General features: G+C 48.2%; 18 protein-coding genes and 1 tRNA gene. 13 read left to right on the top strand and 6 right to left on the bottom strand.

All coding sequences use genetic code 11. The annotated features are described in order from the left end of the window. Positions 1 to 45 precede the first annotated feature (45 nt). The 8 genes from G461_RS0122645 to G461_RS0122610 all read left to right on the top strand — a co-directional run bounded on the left by G461_RS0122645 (position 46) and on the right by G461_RS0122610 (position 12,188). Positions 46 to 1,383, top strand: a complete 1,338-nt coding sequence (locus tag G461_RS0122645; protein WP_026973568.1) for a tyrosine-type recombinase/integrase — start codon at positions 46 to 48, stop codon at positions 1,381 to 1,383. Next, positions 1,365 to 3,011: a hypothetical protein gene (locus G461_RS0122640; protein WP_026973567.1), complete on the top strand. Its 1,647-nt coding sequence runs from the start codon at positions 1,365 to 1,367 to the stop codon at positions 3,009 to 3,011. The genes G461_RS0122645 and G461_RS0122640 overlap by 19 nt, the downstream gene beginning before the upstream one ends. Next, positions 3,008 to 5,332 carry a hypothetical protein gene (locus G461_RS0122635; protein WP_026973566.1) on the top strand — a complete coding sequence of 775 codons (2,325 nt, stop codon included), beginning with the start codon at positions 3,008 to 3,010 and terminating at the stop codon, positions 5,330 to 5,332. Before G461_RS0122640 ends, G461_RS0122635 begins: the two co-directional genes overlap by 4 nt. 9 nt (positions 5,333 to 5,341) lie before the next feature. After that, on the top strand, positions 5,342 to 5,764 hold the full coding sequence (locus G461_RS0122630) for a hypothetical protein (protein WP_026973565.1): 423 nt from the start codon (positions 5,342 to 5,344) through the stop codon (positions 5,762 to 5,764). Positions 5,765 to 5,788: 24 nt separating this feature from the next. After that, positions 5,789 to 6,226: a VPA1267 family protein gene (locus tag G461_RS0122625; RefSeq protein WP_026973564.1), complete on the top strand. Its 438-nt coding sequence runs from the start codon at positions 5,789 to 5,791 to the stop codon at positions 6,224 to 6,226. Continuing rightward, positions 6,223 to 8,388, top strand: a complete 2,166-nt coding sequence (locus G461_RS0122620; protein ID WP_026973563.1) for an AAA family ATPase — start codon at positions 6,223 to 6,225, stop codon at positions 8,386 to 8,388. The genes G461_RS0122625 and G461_RS0122620 overlap by 4 nt, the downstream gene beginning before the upstream one ends. Before the next feature lie 318 nt (positions 8,389 to 8,706). Continuing rightward, a complete protein-coding gene (locus G461_RS25255; protein ID WP_051333780.1) occupies positions 8,707 to 11,088 on the top strand; it encodes a DUF4238 domain-containing protein in 2,382 nt (793 codons plus the stop codon). A 266-nt stretch (positions 11,089 to 11,354) separates the two neighbouring features. After that, entirely contained in the window at positions 11,355 to 12,188 is an 834-nt protein-coding gene (locus G461_RS0122610) for a hypothetical protein (RefSeq protein ID WP_035481147.1), read from the top strand. Between the two features lie 532 nt (positions 12,189 to 12,720). Here the strand turns inward: G461_RS0122610 and G461_RS0122605 are convergent. Continuing rightward, positions 12,721 to 13,590: a flagellar protein MotY gene (locus G461_RS0122605; protein WP_026973561.1), complete on the bottom strand. Its 870-nt coding sequence runs from the start codon at positions 13,588 to 13,590 to the stop codon at positions 12,721 to 12,723. A gap of 119 nt (positions 13,591 to 13,709) precedes the next feature. Between G461_RS0122605 and rnt the strand changes: the two genes are divergently transcribed. From rnt to fabA, 4 genes are all read left to right on the top strand, one after another. Beyond that, complete coding sequence (gene rnt / locus G461_RS0122600; RefSeq protein WP_026973560.1) at positions 13,710 to 14,354, top strand: ribonuclease T; 645 nt, start codon at positions 13,710 to 13,712, stop codon at positions 14,352 to 14,354. A 2-nt stretch (positions 14,355 to 14,356) separates the two neighbouring features. After that, a complete protein-coding gene (locus G461_RS0122595; RefSeq protein WP_026973559.1) occupies positions 14,357 to 15,721 on the top strand; it encodes a Na+/H+ antiporter family protein in 1,365 nt (454 codons plus the stop codon). A gap of 72 nt (positions 15,722 to 15,793) precedes the next feature. After that, the gene (locus G461_RS25250; RefSeq protein WP_157360407.1) at positions 15,794 to 17,734 is read left to right on the top strand and encodes an AAA family ATPase; all 1,941 of its coding nucleotides are present in this window, start codon (positions 15,794 to 15,796) and stop codon (positions 17,732 to 17,734) included. Positions 17,735 to 17,841: 107 nt separating this feature from the next. After that, complete coding sequence (gene fabA, locus G461_RS0122585; protein WP_026973558.1) at positions 17,842 to 18,378, top strand: 3-hydroxyacyl-[acyl-carrier-protein] dehydratase FabA; 537 nt, start codon at positions 17,842 to 17,844, stop codon at positions 18,376 to 18,378. Positions 18,379 to 18,457: 79 nt separating this feature from the next. On the opposite strand, the gene rmf is transcribed toward fabA, so the two are convergent. From rmf to rlmKL, 5 genes are all read right to left on the bottom strand, one after another. Beyond that, positions 18,458 to 18,631 carry a ribosome modulation factor gene (rmf, locus tag G461_RS26010; protein WP_084405029.1) on the bottom strand — a complete coding sequence of 58 codons (174 nt, stop codon included), beginning with the start codon at positions 18,629 to 18,631 and terminating at the stop codon, positions 18,458 to 18,460. Between the two features lie 129 nt (positions 18,632 to 18,760). Then, a complete protein-coding gene (locus tag G461_RS0122575; RefSeq protein ID WP_026973557.1) occupies positions 18,761 to 20,683 on the bottom strand; it encodes a DUF3466 family protein in 1,923 nt (640 codons plus the stop codon). Beyond that, entirely contained in the window at positions 20,680 to 22,575 is a 1,896-nt protein-coding gene (gene uup, locus G461_RS0122570; RefSeq protein WP_026973556.1) for an ATP-binding cassette ATPase Uup, read from the bottom strand. Before uup ends, G461_RS0122575 begins: the two co-directional genes overlap by 4 nt. Further along, positions 22,565 to 22,816, bottom strand: coding sequence for a glutaredoxin family protein (locus tag G461_RS0122565; RefSeq protein WP_026973555.1), 252 nt, complete (start codon positions 22,814 to 22,816; stop codon positions 22,565 to 22,567). Before G461_RS0122565 ends, uup begins: the two co-directional genes overlap by 11 nt. 4 nt (positions 22,817 to 22,820) lie before the next feature. Beyond that, a complete protein-coding gene (gene rlmKL / locus G461_RS0122560; RefSeq protein WP_051333785.1) occupies positions 22,821 to 24,914 on the bottom strand; it encodes a bifunctional 23S rRNA (guanine(2069)-N(7))-methyltransferase RlmK/23S rRNA (guanine(2445)-N(2))-methyltransferase RlmL in 2,094 nt (697 codons plus the stop codon). A gap of 348 nt (positions 24,915 to 25,262) precedes the next feature. Here rlmKL and G461_RS0122555 point away from each other — a divergent pair. Further along, positions 25,263 to 25,339 (top strand) — tRNA-Met (locus G461_RS0122555). Positions 25,340 to 25,515: the final 176 nt, after the last annotated feature.

Genomic DNA, 25,515 nt, shown 5'->3' with positions numbered 1-25,515 from the left:
CCCAAACTATAGTTAACTTATGTGTAACTATAGTTTCATTATGTAATGGATGATTTGAAGGATAATGTTCAGGTTAGGATATATAAGGATATTAAAGGCACGTCGTTTCCAGTCGTAGTTAGGAACGGCTGCCTCCCATGCTGCTTGTACCTGAATGCTTACCTAAACGGTAATCATAACTCCCCTCTCTCCATAGAAAAATCACGCGCCTCAAAAAAGTTCACCTCATTCTATACCAGAAAGAAATACGCTTATGAGCTGAAGTTTTTATATTGCTTCTTCGAAGAGAAAGGTATTGACCTTGTTGAGCGGGTAGCAAGTGGCACGTTTTTATCAACTGAAGAAATTGATAACTACATTCGTGCTTGTAAGTTTTATTTGGACACAGAAGATAATAACAAAGACAGCACAGTATTCAGCCTGTCTGATAAAAGGATCAGAGATGCGATACATGCGACATCCAACAGTCAGCCAGAAGTGTCAGCACATACGTTTTATCAGCGCCTAAATCGCCTGAAAGCCTACATTGAATTCCTATATGTGTGCCATCACTATGATAAAGCTGAAACTGTGCAGCAAATCAGAATAGACAATCAATTTAATAAATTTAAGCTCTATATAAGCACAACAATATCTAGTTCCAGAAAAGACAACACGGTTGTTAAGGATGCTTTTGAATCAGCGATCCCATCCGATAAATTCTTTGAATTGTTACATGTTATTCAAGAACGTTCTCCGAATAATCCATTCAAGTCAAGCAAACTTCGAAATCAAATCATCGCTCAAATGTTGATTGATACTGGCGCTCGTGTGGGTGCGGTATTGAAATTGAAGGTGAGTGATTTAGTAGATGATTGGGGCAACCCTCGGTTCCGACTGACCCGAACACCTAATGACCCAACGGACACAAGGCGGCTTCCCGCCGCGAATAAAACCAAAGCACTCTCAGTTTCCATCTCTTGTGACTTGATGAAGCTCATTAAGCTCTACATTGAAACCGTGCGCAACAGTACTCCAAACGCTCATGATCATGATTTTGTCTTCATCTCAGAAAAAGGGAGAACCATCGGAAAGCCAATGTCTTACAACGCTATTAACAAGGTCATTAAGACCTTTGGAAAGGCGATTGGGATAGCACTTCACCCCCATTTACTTCGTCATAAATGGAATGAAATATTTGAAGATAAAGCCAGAGAGAAAGGGGTTTCAGCCGATAAAATCGAAGATCTTCGTAAATATGCGATGGGTTGGGTGGAAGATTCAAAAATGGCCTCCGTCTACAACGAATTCCAATTAGCCGTGACGGTGGCGGAAATTTCATCGGAGAACCAAAGCCAATCTGTGCCCAACCTGAGAGGTGACCAATGCCCCCCCTTGAAATAAATGACGTAAAACATCCTTATGAAGGGAAACGCACCTTTCGGTCAAAAGTGGAAGGCTATGAGTTCGACCTCCTTGCAGATGAGTGGGTGCTCGGTTACAAGAAACCCCTTTATCTTGAGTGGATGAACACGTTAGACAGTGACGTTATTCTCGACCTACGGTTGGCAATTGCACACGCGGCCAAACACTACGCCTATGGCAGTCTAATTAGTCATGTCTCCACATTAAGAACGCTTTGCCAGTATTTAGAGCCAGCAACGTTTGAGGCGTGGTGGCTAACGCTCACCGACTATAAAAAGAATGCAAGAGATGCGCTAGTCGCATTTTGTCAGCGAAGCCATGAGTACCGTAGCCATATCCTGACACCGCTCTATGAGCTCGCTAAAGAGGAAAGTTTGGGCAGAAATGGGGGTTCAAAAAGCATCCTCGATGAAACAACAGGTGCATACAGTGAAATCGAGCGTGATAATCTTCTAGAAGCACTGCGAATCGAAACGCTAAATGCGCTCGATAGTGAGTTTGCCACCACAAAGCCTTTTACCCGCCTGAGAAATATTCTGGCTTGTCAGTTGATGGTCGCTATCGTAAGAAGACCCTCACAATTAGTTCAAATCAAATGGTGTGACGTCTTGCGAGTAGGTCAGGCGTTTACCTCACACAAGGAACGCAATCGTGATTGGGTACCGCTTACACAGCATCACTTTTCCGATGTTGAGCAATTGCATCTGCGAACCTTCAAAGGAAAAGACGGGGGGTTTAGACGCAATGCCGAATCGCGCTCACATCGACTCGATACGAACCTGTCTGAATTGTTTCTTCAATATTACCAAGCGTATGAAACCTATTTATGTGTCAGCTTGAGCCAGAGCAACTTCGCGCTGACTAAGAGTGACACCGAAGCGCTGATGCAGCAACTCCCCCTTTTTCCAGACCAAAGTTTATTTTCAGCAAGGTTTGAGACGAGAGAGAGCCTCTTTCGCTCCGTGAGCGACACATCCGAAGCGTTTCATCTCTCGTCCGGGCGTCTTACAAAGTCTATTGCTTACCTCTTTAATAAAAAGCTCCACATTAAAAGTGACCGCATTGCCCATCAGCCCCTTGCCTTTAAAAATAATCGCTGGCGTCACACTCAGTTAACGCTAGCTGCCTGGATGGGATTAAGCCCCGCACAAGTTGCCGCCATTACAGGTGTCACCGTGGATGCAATTGAATCTTATATTGATTTGAAAGCGCCCGAACGGGTCAAAATTGACCAAGCCTTTGCGGGGAATAGTGTCATACTGCGCTTTGACAGCGTCTCTTCGAAAGAGTTACAGCAACACCCTGACTTTGTGGTTAAAAGTCCTTTTGATGAGGAAATGGGGCATCAACTGAACCCCGCCAATTGCGCCAGTTGTCAGTCAAAAGGGGCCGCCCCGATGGGCTGCTACCCCTGTGATAACTTTCGACCTTTAGAAACCGCCAACCATCAGCCGTATTTGGATAAAGCCGAGCGTAAACTGGCGATTAACAGTCAATCAGGACACCCCGCCACGGTCAAGCGGCTGCAAACCATCATTCTTTATATCCGAGTGACGATTGCTCTGTGTGAAGAGAGAAAAACCCAGAAAGTAGGTGCCCAGATATGAGCATGATAAATCGCTACATTGATAGCCAGCGTGCTTATGTAGCCAAAAAGAAAGCACAACCACTGATAGGCTTTACTAACGCTCAAGGTGAGCCTGCGTCATGGGATGACATGGCGGTGACATTCACTGACAGCGACAGCAAAACCATCAACATTCTGTTTTGCAATCTGAATAGAAACAAACCAAACATAGGCACACGCTTCACAGAAGATGACCGACTAGCGCCTGACACACACTATTTGTTGTTTGCCTATATGCTTAATGTATTAAAGGAAAACGTAAGCATAAACAATAAGAAAACGAAAATTACAACTGCAAGACTCTTCCTTTGCCACTTAGGTGAGAATGTCGCCTCTGCCTCCCTTGAAGAGATTCAACGCGCTATCGACTCGATGACATACTCTTCGAACCTAACTACTTTCATCAACTGGCTACACCATCATGAAATGCTACCCAAAAGCTGCCAGCCCTACATAAGCACCAAGAATGAATCCATTCGAAATAAAAGTGGTGATGACGCGCTGACGGCGGAGAAAAGCAAACTGCCTTCGGAAAAAGCGCTATTGGCGCTGGGCGCTGTGTTCCATGATGTTATCCCGCCCTATCAAGATGATGACAAAACCAACATTCAGGCTTGGCAACCCCTTATTGCTTCGACGCATACGCAGCGAGACAGCTTTAGTTGCACCATGGCAGCGCTGGGCATGGCGTCCCCCAATCGCATCGGTGCAGAGCAGGTGCTCCTGACAACACAACGCACGCAACGCCATACAGAGATTGTCGATGGACAAGAAAAAACGGTGCATTATCTGAACTGGCGGGGTTCAAAGGGGTACAAGGACAATCAAAATCACATCAATGCCGAAATGGTTGAGAGTGTAGACCGAGCATTGCACTTCACTATCCTAGCGACAGAGCCTGCCAGAGCGCTAGCTCGATTCTATCGACAGCCCAAACGTCCATTGAAAGAGGTGTTGGGTGACTTTAAGCCGAGCGATGAGAACATCGCGCTGCTTAAGCCATCCATGAACAAACCCACCCACCTTTTGCATCTGGGCTTGCTGCTAGGCTTTTTTGACGGCAGTGACAAATGCGTGCGAGTTACCCCCGACACAAAAGGGGCAGTAGACAGAACACATTTAAATAACCCTCATAATCCAAAGTTCCTCAAGCCCATCGCCCAGCTTAATCCGTCCGACACACTGGTATTTACAACACGCTGCCCTTACGCTCAGGCACTGACAGGAAGTGGCTTCTCATCAGAACACCAATACCAAAAATATACCGCAGGCCAACAAGCGCTAAGTGTGGCCGCCTTTCAAAATCACACCATCGAGATGAATCAATCTCAACTGAGCGGCTACAATCGTCAGCAAACGAAGTCTGTCGATGTTGAGCATGCGTTGTTTATGTATACAGAAAAGCAGATGGGAGGCAGGATAACACACCCTTTCTTTTTGGTACCGATAGCAGCGCTCAGCAGCTTCTTTTCTGACGATTTAATTAAACACGCTAAAAATAGGCTAACTCTTTTTGAACGCCACGGGTTTGCCTCCGACTTTTTGCTCAAGCCGCACCAACTGCGCCATTGGCAAAATGATTACCTTGAGAAAAAAGGATTGCCTCATCACCTAATCACCCTTCTCTCAGGTCGAAAGAGTGCAGAGCAAACCCTGACATATATCCATATCACGGACGCCGAGAACGCCTCTGTGATTGGGGATATCTCTTACTCTAATGAGCTCGAAAGCGAGGTTGAAGAGAAGGTCAGTCTTCGTATCCGAACCATGAATCAATACAATGAGGCGATCGACAATGAAACGCCGACGTTTGCTCATGAAACAGGGTTTTGCACTCAAAACCTCGCCCTATCACCTTGTACTTACATGTCGGAGTTTGAAACACAATGTGCCCTGTGCTCATCGTCTTGCCATATCGCTCATGATAGCGAGGCAATCGCCTTGCTTATGAAGGATTTAAAGGTGCAGACGCTTAACTTGGAAAAGGTTCAGGACGCCATCAACTTTGTAACCAGTGAAAGCATGCAGATGTGGTACAAAACTCATTATCGCAACACGTGCATGCTAAAGCACCTTATCGAAGTGCTGTCCGATGACACCATCGAAAAAGGGTGCATGGTGCGATTACTTACCCATTCAAACAGCATGAGAATCACCAATTTAGAGACAAAAACCGTGGAAGAACACAAGTTGGCGCTGCCTGATGCCGAGCAAGCCCTTCAAGCTGCACTTGAGGCAAAAAAACCTAAACACCACGACGAAGCCACAAATAATTTCTTAGGCTTTCTAGGGTCACTCTAAGGACGTGATATGGCACTTAAATCACTCGAAACTGAACAGCAAATTTCCATACAAGCTCTCATTAGAAGTTGGGAAGGTAAATTAACGTGGGACTTGTTAGTCACAAAAATCGAATCCAGCTTAGGTGTTTCCACGACGAGACAAACGCTCGATAAATACGCCAATATCAAACATGAGTATCAACAACAAAAGCAAGTTTTAAGAGGCAAACCTGTTTCGTCTGACAATAGGGAACTGCTCTCTTATTTACAGAAAGACGTGGAATTAGCAGAGAAGGTGATCCAACTCGAAGCGCAGCTAGCAGTAGCGCACTCAGAGATTGGTAAACTTCAAGCTTTCATTCAAAAGTTATCCAGCATTGGCAAAACCAACCCAAGTGTCATGGGAGTGTTTCAAAAGACCTTACGAGACGTTGAAAGCGGCAGTAAGTAAACATCACAAAGAGGGATAGAAAATATGGCAAGTGGGCAGCAGAAGGCGCAACATAACCTTGAAGCATTTGAGGTCTGGAGAGCGACACAAACCGATGACGATTTTAAGCAGATCGTGTTCAGAGGTCAGCTTAATCGTATCGAAGTCGCCAAGGGGGTTGGCTGTGGTAAGTCCGCCCTGAACCAAAACCCTGCCCTCAGAAGAGCACTCAAGGAATTAGAAGATGAACTACGTGCCAAAGCGGTGCTGCCGCCTTTAACCGACGCTGCCAGAAAGAACGCGGACAAACCCAAAGCCTACGACAACACCGCCAACCGTAAGCTGCTCGACTCAAAGCGGGTATCGTCACTGGAGGCCGAGAACATTGAACTGAAAGCCAAGGTCAAAGAGCTGGAAAGCAGGCTGGAGCGCTTCGGTGAACTGTCTGAAACCCTCTCTGAAATGGGATTGATGCCACGATGAATGCTGCCTTGTATGAAGACCAGATGCGGGTAACCAGCATCCCATACAACTCGACAAAGATGGTCATCTTCAGCGGCGTGCCGCTGGCAAAAAACTCATACAGAACCAACAGTAGCAAGTATTACGTCACCATCAAAGCCGATCCCGATACCATTCCTGTACAACCAGCCCTCGGCCAGCATTGGTCAGTCAAAGGCACGCGCTCAATAGAAGAGATGGAAACGGGTGATTATGTGATGCAGCAGCACACCTATGAATCACCTGAGCACGTTGAATGCGCCTTGCCCGAAACAGGCGAGCAGTTGATACGCTTTATTGCCAGAGAGTCAGAGTTCAAAGGCATTGGCGAAAGTAAAGCCAGAGCGCTCTGGCAGCTCCTGGGTAAAGAGTTTCATGCGACGTTGCGCAATGATACCCCTGAATCCAGAAACCGCCTGAAATCGGTTTTGAGTGACGATTCCATAGACACTCTTTTCAAGGGGTACGCCAAATACAAAAACTTGGCGTACTGCAACTGGATGAGTGAGCACCAAATTCCAGCCAGTGTGCAGCAGCGGTTACTCAAGCATCACGGCGAAGAATCCATCGAGGCGATTACACAGAATCCGTATGTCTTGATTGGGTTCGGAATGTCATTTGAGCAAGTCGATCTTGTTGTCGCAAATTGTGACTTCAAACTTGAAGTCACAGATTGTGACCCACGCAGACTAAGCGCAGCACTTGAAGCAACTATTCGAAAAGAGATAGAAAAAGGCCACACCTATACCACACACGCCAGGGTGCGCCCCTATCTTAACAAACTGTTGAAAGACAAAGTACTGGTTGCACAGGCATTCAAGGCAGGTCACGACAAGGCCCAGTACATACTGAGCCCTGATACGGGAACCTACCACCCAACCGCGCAACTGCTGATGGAAAGTGTCGTAGCCAAACGACTCAAAACCCTGGCGAGTCAGAACAATCTTTATGACCAGCATGCAAATAATGCATATTGCTCTGCGGTTGCCGAACTGCCCTATGCCTTAACTGCGAAGCAAACAGAAGCGGTGACGACCAGCCTGAACAACGCCCTAAGCTGCATTACCGGAGGCGCAGGAACAGGCAAGACAACGGTGCTAAAAACCGCGCTCAGGGCTTATCACCAAATGGGCTTTGAGATCCACGCGGTCGCCCTTAGTGGCAGAGCGGCCATGAGGCTGCATGAATCCATCGGCTTTATCACCTCGACCATTGCCAAGCTACTGCGCGAGGAACCCATAGAACCCAGTGCGGGGAAACCCAATCATCTACTGGTGATCGATGAGGCGAGCATGATTGATTTGCCTACCATGTACCGACTGGTAAACCATATCCACCCCTCAGTGCGATTGGTTTTAACGGGTGATCCCGACCAGCTCCCGCCCATCGGGTGTGGTAAGGTACTGGCAGACATTGTTGAAGCAAAAACCGTCGCCAACACCATGCTCGATATCGTCAAGAGGCAGGAAGGTTCGACAGGTATCCCCGAATACTCCAAGCAGATCAATCAAGGCGTGATGCCTGAGCGTTTGAGCACAGGTGCTATTCACTTCCACGAAGCGAAGAAAGGTGACATTGCGCAAGTCTGCTGTGATCTGTATCAGCAATCACCTGACAACAGCCGCGTGATGGCACCCACGAAAGCGCTCGTATCTGAGATCAACAAACTCACGCAGCATGCGGTCAATCCAAATGGCGACCGCCTTGAGTTCGAGATGAACGGCGACAAGTTCTTTCTGATGCTCCGCGTGAATGATGCGATTCTGTTCACACAGAACCACTACGATAAAGGCATTCAGAACGGCTCACTTGGCACGCTGACAAGCGTCACACCAGCAGGTGATAGTTACGGAGAAGTGACACTCGATACAGGCGATAAGGTCGAAGTCACACAGTCTGTATTGGATTGCATGGAGCTGGGTTATGCAATAACCCTGCACAAAGCCCAGGGATCGCAGTTCCCACGCATCATTATTGCCCTGCAAAAAGGAAAGATAGTGGACAGGGCCTGGCTCTATACCGCAATCACCAGGGCAGAAAGTGAAATTCATATCGTTGGGAGCGCGGACGATATGAGGCAGATCACCGAAGCGCCTAGTCACTCTCACAATCGGAATAGCTACCTCAAAGAACTGCTGAGATAGCTATCCCAAACTTATTTGCTACCCAAAACGCTTTAGTGCGTGTCTATTTGAAAATAGAAATAGCCAATGTGCCAATACCCTAGTACTTCACCGGCAGATGAACTGTTCCGAAACTTGAATATAGTTGCCTAAGTGATGAGAACGGTTGTGCTTTTGCGGAATCTTCAACGACTTGTCGGCCAAATGCGAAGCAAGCGGCTTCGCAACTTACGAGGGCGCTAACTTATTGACGCTTCGACTATCAGAGATATCTCTCCTTTTAACATTGAAACTTCGTGAATAACCCCAATGTATTAAAGGATTAAGAACGGAGGTTAGATGGCGACTAAAGACAATCATTATATCCCGCAATGGCATCAAAAGGGTTTCATGAGTGATCGCGATAATCAACTCTGCCATCAAACGCGTAAAGAGTTCCCCTTGCCGAATGGGGAATTGAAAGTTGTTGAAAATTGTAAGTGGTACACACCAGCTCAACGGTTCTATGGAGAGCACCTCTACTCTACGTTCTTTGGTGAAGAGGTAAACGACGACATAGAGCGGAAGTTATTTGGCCCAATCGACGATAATGGCTCCAAAGCCGTCCGTGCATTTCTGAGTGACGATCAAACTGAGTGGCACCATAATTTCGAGGATTTCTTCACCTACTTAGACGCTCAGAAACTTCGCACACCCAAAGGCTTGGATTGGATTAGAAGTAAATACCCTGAACTAAACCAATTACAGCTAATGATTGAAATGCAGTCATTACGCACCATACATTGTACGTTGTGGGCTGAAGGCGTTCGGGAGCTGGTATCAGCTGAAGACTCAGACGTTAAGTTCATAGTATCAGACCACCCAATTACCGTTTACAACTATGCCTGCCCACCTGATTCTGAGTTGTGCGAATATCCGAATGATCCTGACATTTCGCTAAAGGGCTCTCAGACTATATTCCCGCTAGACAAAAATCGCTGCCTGATTCTGACAAACCTTGAATACGCTAAAGATCCTGAAAACGCAAATCCACTTGAGCAACGTACTAATGCGACTCGTATGCGTCGAAGTATGGTCAACACGATTGAGTTTATCAATACCCGAAAACTAACCGCTGATGAAGTCAGAAAGATAAACCACATCATCAAGAGCAGAGCTAAGACATCAGTTGCAGCGGGTAAAGAGGACTGGCTATATCCAGAACGAGATACTTCTTGTGATTGGGCTGAGTTAAGGCACGTATTACTACCCCCTGAAAATGAGCTCCACCGATATGGCGGAGAAATGTATGCTCATTTTGAAGATGGCACGGTTCACTATCAGGATGCCTTTGGCAGAACAACGCCACCAAACGAATACCTAAATAAAAATATTGATGAAACCCAATTAGGCCGTAACGATCAGTGCGGTTGTGGCAGTGGTAGAAAGTACAAAAACTGTTGTCAAGACGCACCTCAGGAACTGCGCACAACATGGAATGTTGCCAGCATCCGAGAGCGGCATTTGATGTTTTGCAACTGCATCCGTGATGTATTGGGACTTGATAGCGGTAAAACGTGGCTGGACGTCAGAAGAGAACTTTCGGATGAGCAGATTAAGAGAATTTACAGATTCTATTCAGCATTGTGGCCTCGTGAAACCGATATTTACTCGTTACTGCCAAAATCTGATGGCAAGTATAGAGGCTTATACACCGGTCCATTAGATGTTAGGACAATTGGTATTAGTGCGTTGCCAATTGCATCTATGTTTGATGAGTTTTTGATTGAGACACCAGTAACCAACCCTAACAACGTCAGGCCAGAGTTTAGTCCAATAGAAAATCCATCCAGATACAAGTACCAAGCCTTAAAAGATTTTATGTTCATGCTGCAATTGGAGCCGTATATTGGTCTCGGGTTGGTTAATTTGATTCCTGACCCAAGTGAGTTCGATATGCCTCTTATGAGCGCAATGATGGAGATGGCTAGAGAACGTGGCGATAGGCGAGAGATTCTGAATGAGCAGGATCGTCGACTGCATTACAGGTTGACTACTGAAGATTTATTGAACTCTACAGCTATGATGCCCAAAGAAGCGAGAATTCAGTTACTGATTAGTGAATTTGGCTTAGATGAGGATGATGCTACTCAATCGATTGACGCATTAGAACGTGAAGCCGAGGCTTCACCACTTGTAATGCTTCAACAAGTCGAGCTGAGAGATAGTGGACAGTTCCTACAGTTCCGGATGGGACCTAACTATGAAATGGCGTTGCTAATTGCCCAAGTAACGGGTTCTGTACTGGTTACGGACAGTGGCTCAAGATGGCAGGAATTAATGGCAGCTCAACATAGAACGCAAGGAGTTGTGACCTATCCATGGAATGATGCCCACACTCAGTTTAATGTGCTGCCGATTGACGAATCGTTCTTAAAGACTTTCCGAAAATCTCAAGGCAATTTTGCTACTGCTCGGAATTGGCTTAAGACTACGGACCGGATGGTACAGGACAATAATCGCAATGCTGCTCAATTGACCCTGTTAGCTGGACAAGCTTCCGACTTTACAGATCGACTCGAGCGGCAGATTGCTGAGCCATTGCTACAGGATCGATTTAGAATTTCAAGTCCGGAAGGTGGATTTTATGACGCTACTGTGCAGAGGTTGCTGGCTCGCTCTAGCTGTTTGAGGTATGACAGGTATGTGAGGTCTGTTTACGGTATTGGAATACAAGATTGACTCCTACCGCTGGCAGCTGGATTCTAGCAATGTTTCTTAAAGAGAACCTGTTCAGGATAGACTCATCAGAAGCTTTCTGAAAGAGAGTAGCTAGTTACCACTCATCAATAACCAGCGGAGCACACCTTTACTAAAGCGCTTTTGTCCAATTCAATGACAAAAGGTGAGCGTGTCTGAAGGCCAATAAATAAAAATATTGAGACACGGTGATTCGTTTCACTAAGCGATATCTTAGTACGAAAATACAGGAACTAAAGGTGCTTATCATGACGAAATTACCCACAAACTCACCAACTGACTTTTGCGTAGCTTTTATAGAAAGGGAACTTGAAGATAACCGAAAGAAAAAAATTTGGATGACCCGCTGGCCACTTATGCAACGGATGATTGACCAGGCATCAAACCTTGAAAAGGTATTCAACGAGCTAATCAATAAGTTTGGCTACGCTGACAAACTAGCAATCCCTTCTGAACCAGAAAGGCCAAATGCTGAAGCTGTTTGGTTGACGTTGGAACATATCTGGCTGAGTGATGATTTTGCGAAGGAAGAGTTTGTTCAAGCTAGAACCGATAGGCGTGAGCTACTCAAATTACAAGAAGATATCTCAGAGCTCTCATGTCGTCTGGCCGGTATGCTAAGACGCCAGAGTGAATTGTATGAGTTATCAGGTTTTCGTCGGCATGATTATCAAACAGCAGTCGATTCGTTGGTGCAAGGAGCAAACCATAACTATCTTTTCGGAGCTTACGTTAAAAATGAGCTTGAAAGTCTGGCGTACCAGTATGATCTTAAATACTGGCCTTCACGGGCTGATGTGGTAGAAGCGATTGGTGAGTTTGAAGAGCGTCTACCAATACCAGAACATGTTGAAATCCCTGATGAGGTACTAGATGGAAGAGCGTCAGACCATAAAGATTTTGTTCTTGCGTTTGACGCCCAATTTGATGAACTAAATCAACTGCCCAACGGGTTTAGATTTAGCAATCAAGCTATGGCAGACATTATCAATGTAGTTTTAGACCTTCCTGAAGATAAACTCATCCTTGGTGATACTATTCGTACGATCAGGAATCGATACGTAGTGGCCAATAGAAATTAGCCATAGGTTTAGAGCTTATTCATACTTTGAGAAATCTGAAGTTCTGTGATTAGAACAAATGTCTCAACACGAAAATGTCCAGAGGTGTGTCTGGATGGTCAAGGAAAATCATAAATGCCTAGCGACTAGTGAGCTGCGCGAGCGTCAGGAGTGGCTTTATTATTTTACTTTACCATCATACCCTTAGATACCCTTTGGCAGGGTGATGGCTTCACACAGTGAGGCCATCGCCTTGCTAGACTTTTGGGCCAAAAAACTGGATGGAGCTTGGTTGCTTTGTTTGCTACCATTTTTGTAAAGAATCTCAGGCGCTATTGCCCACATCTTGATGTGACACAAACGCGACCGTTACAGAAATAATGTTTTTTGTAAACATATTTTGGCAAGGCAACTCCGCATAGGGCCTGTAATCAAAGTCCAACCACTCACTCACTCACCTTATAGAGTTTGTTTTTGGTGGATATAAATTGAGTTCAAAGAAAAAACGGAGCTGTAAGCTCCGTTTTTTCTATCTGATATTTACTGACTGAACCTAGAGCAATTCTTTACCCAGTGAGATCACCACCCTACGGTTGGTTTGCCGCTGCAACGCCGTGCTGTTTGGCGCGACATGGCGACGCTCGCCGTGACCGGTCACCTCAATGGCATCCTCATCTAATCCCGCTTGAACGAAGTAGTCTTTCACTACGCTAGCACGCGACTCTGACAGGGTTTGGTTTTTGTAGCGGCTACCGTAAGAGTCGGTATAGGCATCTAACAGAACCAATTGGATATCTGGGTCATGTTTCACGTATTCGAGGATGGCGTTTAGACGATGCTGCGAGCGGCGAGTTAGCTCGTTGCTGTTGCTACGATACGTCAGCACCGTAAAGGCGATGTCGCTAAATGAGTAAGGCAGTAGGCGACTAACACACTGCAGAAACTCGTTATGCACCGGCGAAAAGTTGATGGTGGATAGCGATACCGAGGTGTTGATCCCGTTGCCGTACCAATCTCTAAAATAGAAGGTCGGCTCATTGCCTCGCTCTAGCTCGTTGATCATCTGCCAGGCGTGTTGCTCGTTGACGTAGCCATCAAACTGTTTGTAAAACGCGAGATCGGCGATACGGCTAACACTACGCCCCGGTTTCCAGCTCGGTGGCACACTACGCAACGACACATTGTGGGTATTGGGGTTCTGGCGATAACCGTTCAGATGGAAATCGAGATTGATATCTTTAGACGCTTTGGTCACAAAGCTCGCCACACCAAACGACGGAACAATGTGGTCGATTCGACATTCGATCGGGCTGGCATGCGACATGACCCAAATCGAGTCATCCAGGCTCGCTGAGTACTGTTGAATAGCGGCGTTTGCCATGCTGCTGGCAAGCAAACTTGATGCAAGTAGGCTTCGAAACATCTGATGATCCTCTTATTACCCTTTTGCTATCGGCGTGGTCGGCAAAATGTTTAGCCGAAAATAGCCATTTAATCGGGCTTTTGCCATAATGCGCCCCTCTTTCCACTGCCTTCAATACTATGAGTGAAACCAACCAAGTAAGCGAACTGATGTCTTCCCGTTTTCGCGGGTACTACCCTGTTGTTATCGACGTCGAAACCGCCGGCTTTAACGCCAAAACCGACGCGATGTTAGAGATAGCAGCTTGCCTGCTGACTTTCGACGACGCAGGCCAACTGGTGCCCGGCGAAACCGTCCATTTCCATATCGAGCCCTTCGAAGGGGCGAACTTGGAGAAAGCGGCACTTGAGTTTACTGGTATTGATCCCTACAACCCGCTACGCGGTGCGGTGAGTGAAGAGTTTGCCTTGAAAGAGATGTTTAGGCCGATCCGCAAGGCGCTTAAGGCCCATGGTTGCAACCGGGCGGTGATGGTTGCGCATAACGCAGCCTTTGATATGAGCTTTTTCAATGCGGCAGTTGAGCGCAGTGGAATTAAGCGCAACCCCTTCCATCCGTTTGTGAGCTTTGATACCACCAGTATCAGTGCAGTTGCGTTAGGCCAAACCGTGCTGGCAAAAGCCTGTGAGGCTGCACAGATCAGCTTCGACAACAACGAAGCACACTCGGCCCTGTACGACACCCAAAAAACCGCCGAGCTGTTCTGCCACATCGTCAACCAATGGCAGGCACTGGGCGGCTGGCCTATGGGATTACAGGAGTAAACATGGTCACGCACTACCTGGCTGAGTCCGGACTCAACCCGGTACTTATCTCAGTCGTTTTGATGCTGGTACTCAGCTTAGTTCGCGTCAATGTCGTGGTCGCGCTGGTGTTGAGCGCCATTGTCGGCGGCCAGTTCGCGGGTATGGGCCTTGCCGATACGATTTCAGCGTTCGAATCGGGCCTTGGTGGTGGTGCAAGTATCGCCTTAAGTTACGCCTTACTAGGTGCGTTTGCTGTGGCGATATCGCAAAGCGGCCTGACCGATTATCTGGCGCAAACCATCGTTAAGAAGGTAACCGGGGCCAACCACCAAAGCCAACAAGGCTTGGTCAAAGGTGCCATCTTGCTGGCGATTATCGCTATGGCAGTTGCTTCGCAGAATCTGGTACCGGTGCATATCGCCTTCATTCCTATTTTGATTCCGCCTCTGCTTGGTGTGTTTAATCGCTTAAATATCGACCGCCGCTTGATTGCCTGCTGTTTGACCTTCGGCTTGGTAACCACCTACATGTGGCTACCGGTCGGTTTTGGCGGGATCTTCATCAATCAGCTGCTGCATGGCAACCTTGCCAGTAATGGCCTGGAAATCGCGGCCAGTGAACTGCCTAAAGCGATGACGCTGCCCGCCATGGGCATGCTTGCAGGCTTGTTAGCCGCGGCCTACTTTTATCGCAAGCCACGTAACTACGCAGCGCTTGCTGAGGTTGATTCAGCCCGCGCCTCGCAAACCGGCGAGATTGCTAAACCCAACCAGTTACGCTTGTTGCTAAGCTTCGCCGTAATCGTATTGGCCTTGCTGGTGCAGCTAAAGACCGACTCGATCATCGCCGGAGCCTTGTTTGGCTTTTTAGCACTTACTACATCCTGCGGAATCAAGCCCAAACAGAGCCAGGATCTGTTTATCGAGGGCGCTAAGATGATGTCACTGATCGGCTTTATCATGATTGCCGCGGCCGGTTTTGCTGAGGTGATGAAGGCCAGTGGCGGTGTACCGGATCTGGTTGAGGGTGCCAGCTCGATTCTTGGTAACAACAAGTACTTAGCTGCAGCCGTGATGATGGCGATCGGCCTACTGGTTACCATGGGGATTGGCTCGTCATTCTCCACGATTCAGATTATCGCAACGATCTATGTGCCGTTGTGCGCCGCATTAGGCTTCTCACCGCTTGCTACAGCTGCACTAATCGGTTCGGCCGCTGCCATCGGTGATGCCGGCTCTCCAGCCTCCGATTCAACCTTAGGACCAACAGCGGGATTGAATGCCGACGGCCAACATGATCACATCTTTGATACCGTGATCCCAACCTTTGTGTTTTTCAACCTGCCACTGCTATTTGCTGGCTGGTTAGCGGCAATTCTTTTATAGTCTATTAAAGCGCTGAAAATAAACATAAAACGGAGCTGCGGCTCCGTTTTTCATTACCCAAGAGTAAGCTAAGTGTATACAACGCAACTGCAGGCAGAGCAGCTAAACCCGACTCTTCCTACACCGGAACCATGTTTGACCAATCATTGGCAGCAATTGCTGCCGCAAGCTGCTGAATGCCTAAACTTTTTTGCCAAGAAAACCAGTGGCTATATGTTGATCCAAGGGCCATCGGCGCTGCCTTACAGAGAAATTGTTGAACAACTCTATCCCTTTGACCAACATAAGGCGCACACGCTGTTTGTGGTCCAGTACAGCCCCTACTCTGCACTAACCCTTAGCTGTGCAAGCGCTAACGCAAGTGCGCTAGAAGCAGGATTAAGCAATCTTTATAACGCGGTCGTAGACCAAGATGCCGCTGCCTCGCTAATTCACGAGTACCCGGGCGATCCTGCCATCGAAGGGCCTCAAGAGTTAACCCTTGCTCATCAATCACTGTGCAAGGTGCTAGATGCCCGTCAGCACCCGTTGCTAGGCACACTTATCAAACAATGGCAGCAACAAACTGCTTGGCTTGAAACCAAACCCGTTTCAGCGTACTACCAAATCCACGCAGCTAAAACTGACATCGTTGGGCTGTCCCATTCAGGCCCACGTTTTAGCTTTGGGCACATCGGCCAAGGCGAGCTTGGTGCGATTAAACCCGGTGCGGTGTTACTTGCACATGCAGGCTTGCTGCTCATTGATGCCGATATTCTATTAAGTGCTCCGCACATCTGGCGGGATATCAAACATTGCATACAGCAAGGCTGTGTTGATTGGCGCTTGGCAGAGCGTGCTGAGCAAGCCAGTATTGACGTCGAGACGACGCCAGTCACGCTAAAGGTGATAATCCATGGCGATCCGCTGGCCATAGCTAGCCTTAACGAGCGCGACCCGGTGCTCTATGAGCACTCTGCAGTCAAGGTTGAGTTACCGAATGATGTCGCACTAACCCCCGAGAATGCAGGGGCGCTTTTAGGTCTATGTGAGCTGCACTCTGGAGGCGTTACGCTGGCCGACGACGATAATGCATCGCTGCTTCGCTATTCAAGCCGACTGAGTGAAAACAACCTACAGCTCAGCCTCGAGCTCGATGAGCTCTGTAAGCCGCTGGATTGGATGACTCAGCACACCGATGTGCCCTATCAACAGGCCTTAGAGAAATTAGCGTCTTTTGCCCAGCTGCAGATGGCCTACAGCAATCAGGGCTTCAAAGAGCGTCAGCTCAAGTTGTGGGTGGACGGCGAGCAGCTTGGCCAAGTGAACGGCCTGTCGGTTATCGACTTTGACACCATTGGTGAGAGCTTCGGTGAGCCCCTGCGAATTACTGCCACTATCCAGCAAGGCGATGGCGATATCTCCGATGTCGAGCGTAAGTCTGAACTTGGTGGCAATATTCACGCTAAGTCGATGATGATTATCCAGGGCTTTTTAAACAACCAGTTTGCTAGCGAGCACCACTTTCCGCTCTCTGGCAACGTAGTGTTTGAGCAGTCCTACCATGAGATCGATGGCGATAGTGCCTCTCTTGCAGGGCTGATTTGCGTGTTAAGCGCGCTCAGTGGCGTGGCGGTACGCCAATCCCTCTCTATTACCGGCGCACTCGATCAACATGGCCATGTGCTCGCCGTGGGGGGGATCAACGAGAAGATCGAAGGTTTCTACCGTGTATGTAAGCTACTTGGCATAAACGGCCAACAAGGCGTAATAATCCCCAAGGCTAATCTAGGCCAGTTAAACCTTCACCAAGAGGTTGTCGACGCGGTACGTGAGCGGCGCTTTGCCATTCATGTAGTCGACCATGTGAGCCAAGCGATACCACTGCTGTTAAATAAACCCGCTGGCAGCAACGATGACGACGACAGTATTTATGGAATCATCCATAAACGGGTTGTAGAAGATGATGAAGCCCCAAGTATTTGGCAGAAGCTTTTGGACACTTTTACAGCCATCTTTAATCAACGAGGTTAGACCAGCAGAAGCAATGACCAACAATTGACCGATATTCAACTGATTGGACTTGTTTAGCGCACACGTGTTCGCTAAAGTTGCGAAAACCCAAATATAAGTAAACACAGATGACTAAGACTTCTCAAAAGGATTTAGGTAAGCACAGTTTTTCCCGCGAAGAACTGCTCGATTGTAGCCAAGGGCTGCTGTTCGGCGAAGGAAACAGCAAACTCCCCGCTCCCAACATGCTGATGATGGACCGCATTGTCCATATCTCCCATGAAGGTGGCGAGCACGGACAAGGCGAGATCGTTGCCGAGCTGGATATCGACCCATCACTTTGGTTCTTTGAATGCCACTTCCCCGGCGACCCAGTGATGCCTGGCTGTTTGGGCTTGGATGCCATGTGGCAGTTGGTTGGCTTCTTCCTAGGCTGGAGTGGTGGCCCAGGTAAAGGCCGCGCGCTAGGCGTGGGCGAAGTGAAGTTCACCGGCCAAGTATTGCCGACTGCGAAGAAAGTGACCTACAAAATCCAGATGAAGCGGGTGATTCTACGTAAGCTGGTGATGGGTATTGCTGATGGTGTGGTTGAAGTAGATGGGCGCGAGATCTACTCGGCTAAAGACTTGAAAGTAGGTTTGTTTACCGACACCTCAAGCTTCTAAGCTACCTATCATGAGCTAACAGCTCGTCACGATCTAAAAAGCCCTGCAATGCAGGGCTTTTTTGTGTTGTATGAGTGTCTTATGTTTCGAGACCTGTTACGCGTTCTTCAACCGCTTCTCTCCAGCCTCCGTACCAATATCCCCTGGCATCAGCACCTGCATATGGACAGGTCTCCTTCGATTTTCCTGATAGTCCAGCTTGATATCCCTTTGCATGGGCCCGTTCCATACGGTCGCGCTTTTGTCTCTTCATAGACGTTTTCCTCTTCAGAACTGAAAAAGCAGAGCAATATTTCTACTGCTCTGCTTCTACTATTCCTCAAGGAATTTTAAAGGTCAAAGGCAAAATGTAACAGTATTGCCTAAGCCTTTGATCTAAGTGTTACGCCTTTGTGGCATTTTTGGCAAATTTGAACTGTCTCACAAAAGCCACTGGGAGTATCAACAACACCAGCCAACCCATAGAACCACCGCTTCGCTCAAAGGGTTGCTCTTCCAACTGAGGGCACTGCGCTAGATTCTGCAAATCACCACTTGGGTTAACCGTTAGACGTAACAGCACCGGTCGTGGGTTAGCACGATTGATAAAGTCATCGCTGTTTGCATAGTGGTAGCCACTAGCGATCACAGTACCATCGTCTTCAATAGATTGAGGGTACTCGATACGGTAGAAAGGAAGAGTTACTTGGCCTTCGCCAGTCTCGTAACAGGTCAGATCAATAAGGTTCCAAGAACTTACTGCATCGCCACGCTTGTAGGCTTCATAATCGAGGATAAAACCGGTTTGACGACGGGTCGTACCGCGGAAAGAGGGTTGGTCTTCACCATCGGCATCACGCCAACCCACTACGATGGACTCAGCGTTCACATCGGAGAAGTGGCTGTTACTACCACGCTGTGGCAAGTTACGGAAAGGCCACGCGACTCTATCAGTTCCACTATTTTCGTACACAAACCCTTCTACGGCTCGGTTGCGGCCTTTCTCCGCCGAAAAGCGCATGTTCCCTACAATTAGCTGAGACTCATCATTCACCGCTGTTGCCCAAGTATGCACAACGGTGTCACGATAATCATCGGTGTTTTGGTTTGCGTTGTCGCTGTTTAGGTTAGGGATCTGCGCTACTGAGAAAGGTGCATTATCGTTTTTAGTATTCTCAACGAATATTGCTGCCCGTCCACGCGAGCCCGTGCGGCTGTCGAACTCCGCACGAGAAGACATACCAACCATAGTCCCTTGACTACCGACATCATTGAGGATGTTGTAACGCGCTGCTCCATACTGCCGCAAGTTGTACCCATCAACTAATTGCTCACCAAACACAACGTCGCCATCTGCGGCATCAGTAATGTCCCATACCCACATTTGGGTATCGAGCCCTGAACAACGCGCGTAATTATCACGGTTGCCAGTCTGACAGTCGTTAAAGTAAGAGGAACTGGTGTCGTAATACTGGTAGCTAGCAAACCCGATAACGACAGTGCGCCCTTCATAGCCCGGAAGCTCGTCGTTGAACACAAACTTAGAGCCGACTGACGCACCGCCATTTAATCGTGTGATGTCGCATTCAACACTGCTATTGAGAGCCTGATTACAAGGCGCTAACGTAATCACGTCACCAGTAGACTCATTCTTAGCGAATCCACGACCAATATGGTCGCGAGCATATCCATTACTTTCGCTTAAGTAGTACGGCGCTGAGTCCCAGCCAGTGAGCCAAACATGGCCATTAATACGCTGGATATCGTTGATTTGGGTGTCTGTAGTCGGCGTCTCGGCGTTAGAGTCGTCAAACACATAGACTTTTTCTTCAACTAGTGGCCATACAGGGACTGGCTCAACATTTGAACCGCTGCTTCTAATGGTTGGATTTCCGCTCAAATCAGCCCAATAGGCCAGAATCTTTGATTCGTAGAGCTTGCCACGTTGGCCAACAACGGCTTCGCGGTAGAAGTCATAAAAACCATGGATCGAGTAAAGATAGTTGTCACATACATCAGAAGAGTACTGACAACCATAGTCAAATGTCGTTCTGTCGAAGAAATCGAAGAAAGTAAAATAGGTGAAGAAGGTCAATGCTCTGCCCGCAATCAGCGTTCCATCATCGCTGACTGCAGTGACGTTGAAGTCGTACCGAGCATCTTCCAATCCCAGCAAGTACGGTTCAGGAGCTTGCTCTTCGGCGAGCTCTTCGATAATCGGGATCTCTTCAACGAGGTAATAAGGTTCGATATTTGCGGCGTGCGCAGTTACCACTTGTTGGCTGAGTATCAAGCCCAGCGCGGATGCGACAAATGTTTTCTTCATGAAAGTTTTTGTTGTTCCAATTCTTCCCAACGAGCAAACAAGCCTTCCAGTTGCTCTTCGGCGAGGGTTAATTCATTAAGTTTCGCTTGAACCTCAGCTTGATCGCCGTTGAAAAACTCGGGATCGTTAACCTGAGATTGCAGTGATTCGACACGTTGTTCAGCAGCTTCCAACTTTTCAGGCAGTTGGTCAAGTTCAAGCTGCAACTTGTACGAAAGCTTACCTGAAGTTTTCTTGGGTTTTGCGGTGGTGGTGGCTTTAACAGGTTTCTGTTCTTTAACCGTCGATTCAAGCGATTGCTGGTAGCTCTCCAGTTCGCTGTAACCACCGACAAACTTGAACACGTTTCCGTTCCCATCAAACGACCAGCATTGGCTAACCGTATTGTCGATAAACTCTCGGTCGTGGCTCACCAGTAACACCGTTCCTTGGTACTGATCGACCAACTCTTCAAGCAGTTCGAGAGTTTCGACATCCAAGTCGTTGGTTGGTTCATCCAATACCAACAAATTCGCCGGCTTAAGGAACAGTTTTGCCAGCATCAGGCGGTTTTTCTCGCCCCCCGATAGGGCTTTTACAGGCGTGAACGCGCGTTTGGGAGGAAACAAAAAGTCTTGCAAGTAACCCATCACATGGCGCTTACCACCGTTGATCTCAACTTCTTGCTTGCCGCCAGCAACGTTGTCCAATACTGATTTCTCGGGATCTAGCTCTTCACGATACTGGTCAAAGTATGCCACCTGTAAGTTGGTGCCTGTCTTGAGCTTACCGCCACTGGCTGGCAACTCATCGAGCAGCAACTTAATTAGTGTGGATTTGCCGCAGCCATTAGCACCCACTAAAGCAATTTTGTCGCCACGCATAACCAGCAGGTCTACGGGGTTGATAGTAGGAACCTTTGCACCGGAGTAAGCAAAACTAAGCTGTTCGGCTTCAAACACAACTTTACCACTGCGCAAGCCTTCATCAACCTGAATAGCTGCGGTGCCTTGACGCCCCACCCGCTCAGAGCGCTCTTTACGCAGCGCTTTAAGTGCACGAACCCGTCCTTCATTGCGGGTGCGTCGTGCCTTAATACCCTGACGGATCCATGCTTCCTCTTGAGCGAGCTTCTTATCGAACTGGGCGTTCTGCTCTTCTTCCACACGCAGCCATTCGGCCTTGCCTTCCAGGTAGGCCTGATAGTTGCCCGGCCAAGAGGTGAGAACGCCGCGGTCGATATCGACAATGCGCGTTGCAATTTTGTGGATAAACGCCCGGTCGTGGCTGATAAACACCAAGCTAATGCGTTGAGTAAGCAGGAACTCTTCAAGCCATTGAATGGTTGAGATATCCAGGTGGTTGGTCGGCTCATCGAGCAGCAGAATATCAGGGTTGCTGGCCAGCGCCTTAGCTAAGGCAACTTTACGCAGCCAGCCGCCGGAGAGACCTTTTAACTTGGCGTCCCCTTCGAGCTTTAAGGTTGTCAGCACCCGTTGGATTTGCGAGTCAAATGCCCACCCGTCATTCGATTCTAGCTGGTGCTGTAAACGATCAAGCCGTTTTAACGCCGCATCAGATGAGTTGCTCCCAATAGACGACGATAGCTCATGGTACTCAGCCAATAAACCGGCTAACTCGGGTTGCCCCTCTGCGACATATTCGAAGATGGTTTGATCGGTAGCAGTTGGCGGGTCTTGTTGAAGGCGGCTTATCACTACGTCGTTAACGATTTGTCGCTGACCATCGTCGAGTTTGACCTCGCCCTCGATGACCTTAAGCAAGGTACTCTTGCCAGCGCCGTTACGCCCCACTAAACAGACTCGCTCTCCTGCGTTAATCTGCAGGTTTGCTTGATTTAAAAGTGGCGTATCGCCATAAGCCAGAAAGGCATCCTGAAGGTTAATTAGCACTACATTGTTCCAAAAATGCGTTGAGAGTGGTGATATCGAATGGCCAAAGCAGTTCACGTTCGCTCTGATTATGCTTTAACACGGGGATAACAACCCGGTATCGAGCCAAGTCATCGTCATTATCAATGATGTCGGTCGAACAGTAATCCACAGCACCGATTTGCTCCATCAGTGCTTGGGCCTGTTCACAAAGATGGCACCCGTCGGTGCCGTAAAGCGTATAGTCGGAAGATCGTTCCATGGTCCTAGTTTTTAGTAATCAACCAGCAGTTATGAATATGCTTGTTACGCTCGAAATCAGGCGACAGTGATTGCTTGGAGATGTTTTCAACTTTGCATCCCATCTCGTCGATGGCGGCCTGCTCCATCTTAAACTGACGTTTGTTGTTGGAGAAAATCAGCTGGCCATCGTTGTTCAGCCTTGCTACCGCTTGAGCAATCAGATCGACGTGGTCGCGTTGCACATCGAAGGCGTCCTCCATCTTCTTAGAGTTAGAAAACGTTGGGGGATCGAGGAAAATCAAATCGAAGGTCTGGGTTGCCTTCCCGAGCCAAGCCAAGCAGTCGGCACGCACAAAGTCGTGCTTAACCACACTCAGCTTGTTGAGGCGGAAATTATCCTTCGCCCAGTTGAGATAGGTGTTGGACATATCAACCGTTGTCACCTTCTCGGCGCCGCCTATCGCTGCGTGAACACTGGCGCTGCCGGTGTAGGCAAACAAGTTTAGTACCGCTTTGCCCTTAGCGTTCTGCTGGATGTAATGGCGCATATTACGGTGGTCCAAGAACAAACCAGTGTCCAGGTAGTCGGTCAGGTTGACATAGAACTGGGCACCATATTCACTGACAACCATACGTTCACGCTCATTGGCATTTCGCTGGTACTGCTGCTTGCCCTTTTGCTGCTGCCGCTGTTTGATAATCAGCTTGTCATTATCGACTAAGCCGCTTTGCACGATGCCAGTCAGCAAATCCATCATCCTACGGCGCGCTTTATTCGCATCGATGGATTTTGGTGCGCGGTACTCCTGAACAACCCAATGATCTTGGTAAACATCCACTGCAACGTTGTACTCTGGCAGATCCGCATCGTAAAGGCGATAACAACCTAGCTCTTCGCGTTTAAGCCATTTGCCCAGCTTCTTCTGGTTCTTCTTTAGTCGGTTTACAAAATCTTCAGCGTATAGACGTTGCTGAGATTGCTCACCCTCACCGACTTGGTAGAGCTTTAGCGTACACTCCAGTGCACCATTGAAAAACTTGTATTGCTTATCAGCGCGCATACGCAGGTAATCAAGTAGTTCCGGTGACCCAGAGAACAATGCCACTCGCCAGCCTGCGTAGTGCTGTTTGATCCCAGCACCGAGCGACAAGAATAGTCCTACAAGCTTGGTTAGTTCTCCCAAACGTTCACCGTAAGGCGGGTTACTTAGAATCAGTCCCTTTGCTTTTGGCGCTGGCGCGATATCGGCGGCGTCGTGAGTGTGAACGGAGATAAACTCAGAGAGACCCGCGCGCTCAATATTCGCTTTCGCAATCGCAACCATTCGTTTGTCGCTGTCATAGCCAATCAGTTTCTGGCTGGCATTAGCCTTACCTGATTGTGCGCGTTGCTGTGCCTCGTCCTTAACATCAGACCAAGCTTGCTCATCGTAGTTTTTCAGCTTTGTGAGTGCGAAAGGACGGTTCAAACCCGGCGCTATGTCGTAGGCAGCCAACGCCGCTTCAATGAGCAAGGTGCCCGAGCCACACATCGGATCGACCATATACTCTTCGGTCCACTTGCTGCGAGCAACCACGGCTGCAGCGAGATTTTCTCTAAGCGGCGCTTCGCCCTGCTCGGTGCGATAACCTCGGCGGTGAAGTGGTTGACCGACGATATCTAACGAAATTGCTAAAAAGTTGTTGGCCAAACGCGCTACGATGCGCACATCAGGGTCTTGACGTTCTACATTGGGACGTTCGTCGTGAAACCTCGTAAAGTGGTCGACGATGGCATCCTTAATGGTCAAGGCGCCAAACTGGCTGTTGCTAATAAAATCGTTGGTGCCATTGAAGGTAACCGCAAAGCTTTCCGCAGTGGTGAAGTAACGTTGCCAGTTGATCTCGTGGGCAGCCCGGTACAAGGCTCGCGCATCGCGGATCTCTGTTTCAACCAAGCGAAGCATAATGCGTGAAGCAAACCGCGTCCAAAGCGCAATCTTGTACACCGTGGGCCAGTCACACTCGAAGCTCACGCCAGCAACACGCTGACGGCAGTTCTCTGCTCCAAGTGATTGAAGTTCTTCTAGACAAAGGTTTTCTAAACCTTTTGCGGTACTCGCAAAAAAATCGGCCATGGTGTTACTCATTATTTTCGGTGCGGCGATTATACCTGTTTCGTCATAAATCAGTAGCATAAAGCACAGCTGAATCATCGAACTCAGGCACCCTATTAAACATAGCTGTAGATACGACTAGTGGAAGTTACTACACCGCAACCAAAGGCGATGCGGCACACATTGGTTCTTACATAACTCACTGACATCCAAAAGGGATTTGCTACATTCAATAGAAAATTCGATGCTAGATCCGTTGGTTATGTAAACAAAACACCCAGTTTAGGTCATTTGTTGGTCAAACTCTCATTGATTTCAATTTACTCCTTGTAATCACCCTGCCATGTCTATAGTATTCGCCTCCGTTGACGCGGGGTGGAGCAGCTTGGTAGCTCGTCGGGCTCATAACCCGAAGGTCGTCGGTTCAAATCCGGCCCCCGCAACCAACTCTTTTGTAGATACGCAGCTTTCGGGCTCAGCTCTCTATAAAAACGCGAAGGTCGTTGATTAAATTCAGCAATCGCAAGCAATTCTCGATAAAGAATCAAAACTTATCACCCTCTTCGGACGCGGGTTGGAGCAGTCTGGTAGCTCGTCGGGCTCATAACCCGAAGGTCGTTGG

Source organism: Aliagarivorans marinus DSM 23064 (genome assembly GCF_000429485.1).
Taxonomy (GTDB): domain Bacteria; phylum Pseudomonadota; class Gammaproteobacteria; order Enterobacterales; family Celerinatantimonadaceae; genus Aliagarivorans; species Aliagarivorans marinus.
Note: the sequence above shows the minus strand (reverse complement) of the source record. Positions and strands in the feature narration are given on the sequence as shown.

Coding starts and splice junctions, on each gene's coding strand:
- G461_RS0122565 (WP_026973555.1), bottom strand. CDS start 22,816: ATGGAACGATCTTCCGACTATACGCTTTACGGCACCGACGGGTGCCAT.
- rnt (WP_026973560.1), top strand. CDS start 13,710: ATGAGTGAAACCAACCAAGTAAGCGAACTGATGTCTTCCCGTTTTCGC.
- rmf (WP_084405029.1), bottom strand. CDS start 18,631: ATGAAGAGACAAAAGCGCGACCGTATGGAACGGGCCCATGCAAAGGGA.
- G461_RS0122605 (WP_026973561.1), bottom strand. CDS start 13,590: ATGTTTCGAAGCCTACTTGCATCAAGTTTGCTTGCCAGCAGCATGGCA.
- G461_RS0122620 (WP_026973563.1), top strand. CDS start 6,223: ATGAATGCTGCCTTGTATGAAGACCAGATGCGGGTAACCAGCATCCCA.
- rlmKL (WP_051333785.1), bottom strand. CDS start 24,914: ATGGCCGATTTTTTTGCGAGTACCGCAAAAGGTTTAGAAAACCTTTGT.
- G461_RS0122645 (WP_026973568.1), top strand. CDS start 46: ATGGATGATTTGAAGGATAATGTTCAGGTTAGGATATATAAGGATATT.
- G461_RS25255 (WP_051333780.1), top strand. CDS start 8,707: ATGGCGACTAAAGACAATCATTATATCCCGCAATGGCATCAAAAGGGT.
- G461_RS0122635 (WP_026973566.1), top strand. CDS start 3,008: ATGAGCATGATAAATCGCTACATTGATAGCCAGCGTGCTTATGTAGCC.
- G461_RS0122625 (WP_026973564.1), top strand. CDS start 5,789: ATGGCAAGTGGGCAGCAGAAGGCGCAACATAACCTTGAAGCATTTGAG.
- G461_RS0122575 (WP_026973557.1), bottom strand. CDS start 20,683: ATGAAGAAAACATTTGTCGCATCCGCGCTGGGCTTGATACTCAGCCAA.
- G461_RS0122595 (WP_026973559.1), top strand. CDS start 14,357: ATGGTCACGCACTACCTGGCTGAGTCCGGACTCAACCCGGTACTTATC.
- fabA (WP_026973558.1), top strand. CDS start 17,842: ATGACTAAGACTTCTCAAAAGGATTTAGGTAAGCACAGTTTTTCCCGC.
- G461_RS0122640 (WP_026973567.1), top strand. CDS start 1,365: ATGCCCCCCCTTGAAATAAATGACGTAAAACATCCTTATGAAGGGAAA.
- G461_RS0122630 (WP_026973565.1), top strand. CDS start 5,342: ATGGCACTTAAATCACTCGAAACTGAACAGCAAATTTCCATACAAGCT.
- G461_RS0122610 (WP_035481147.1), top strand. CDS start 11,355: ATGACGAAATTACCCACAAACTCACCAACTGACTTTTGCGTAGCTTTT.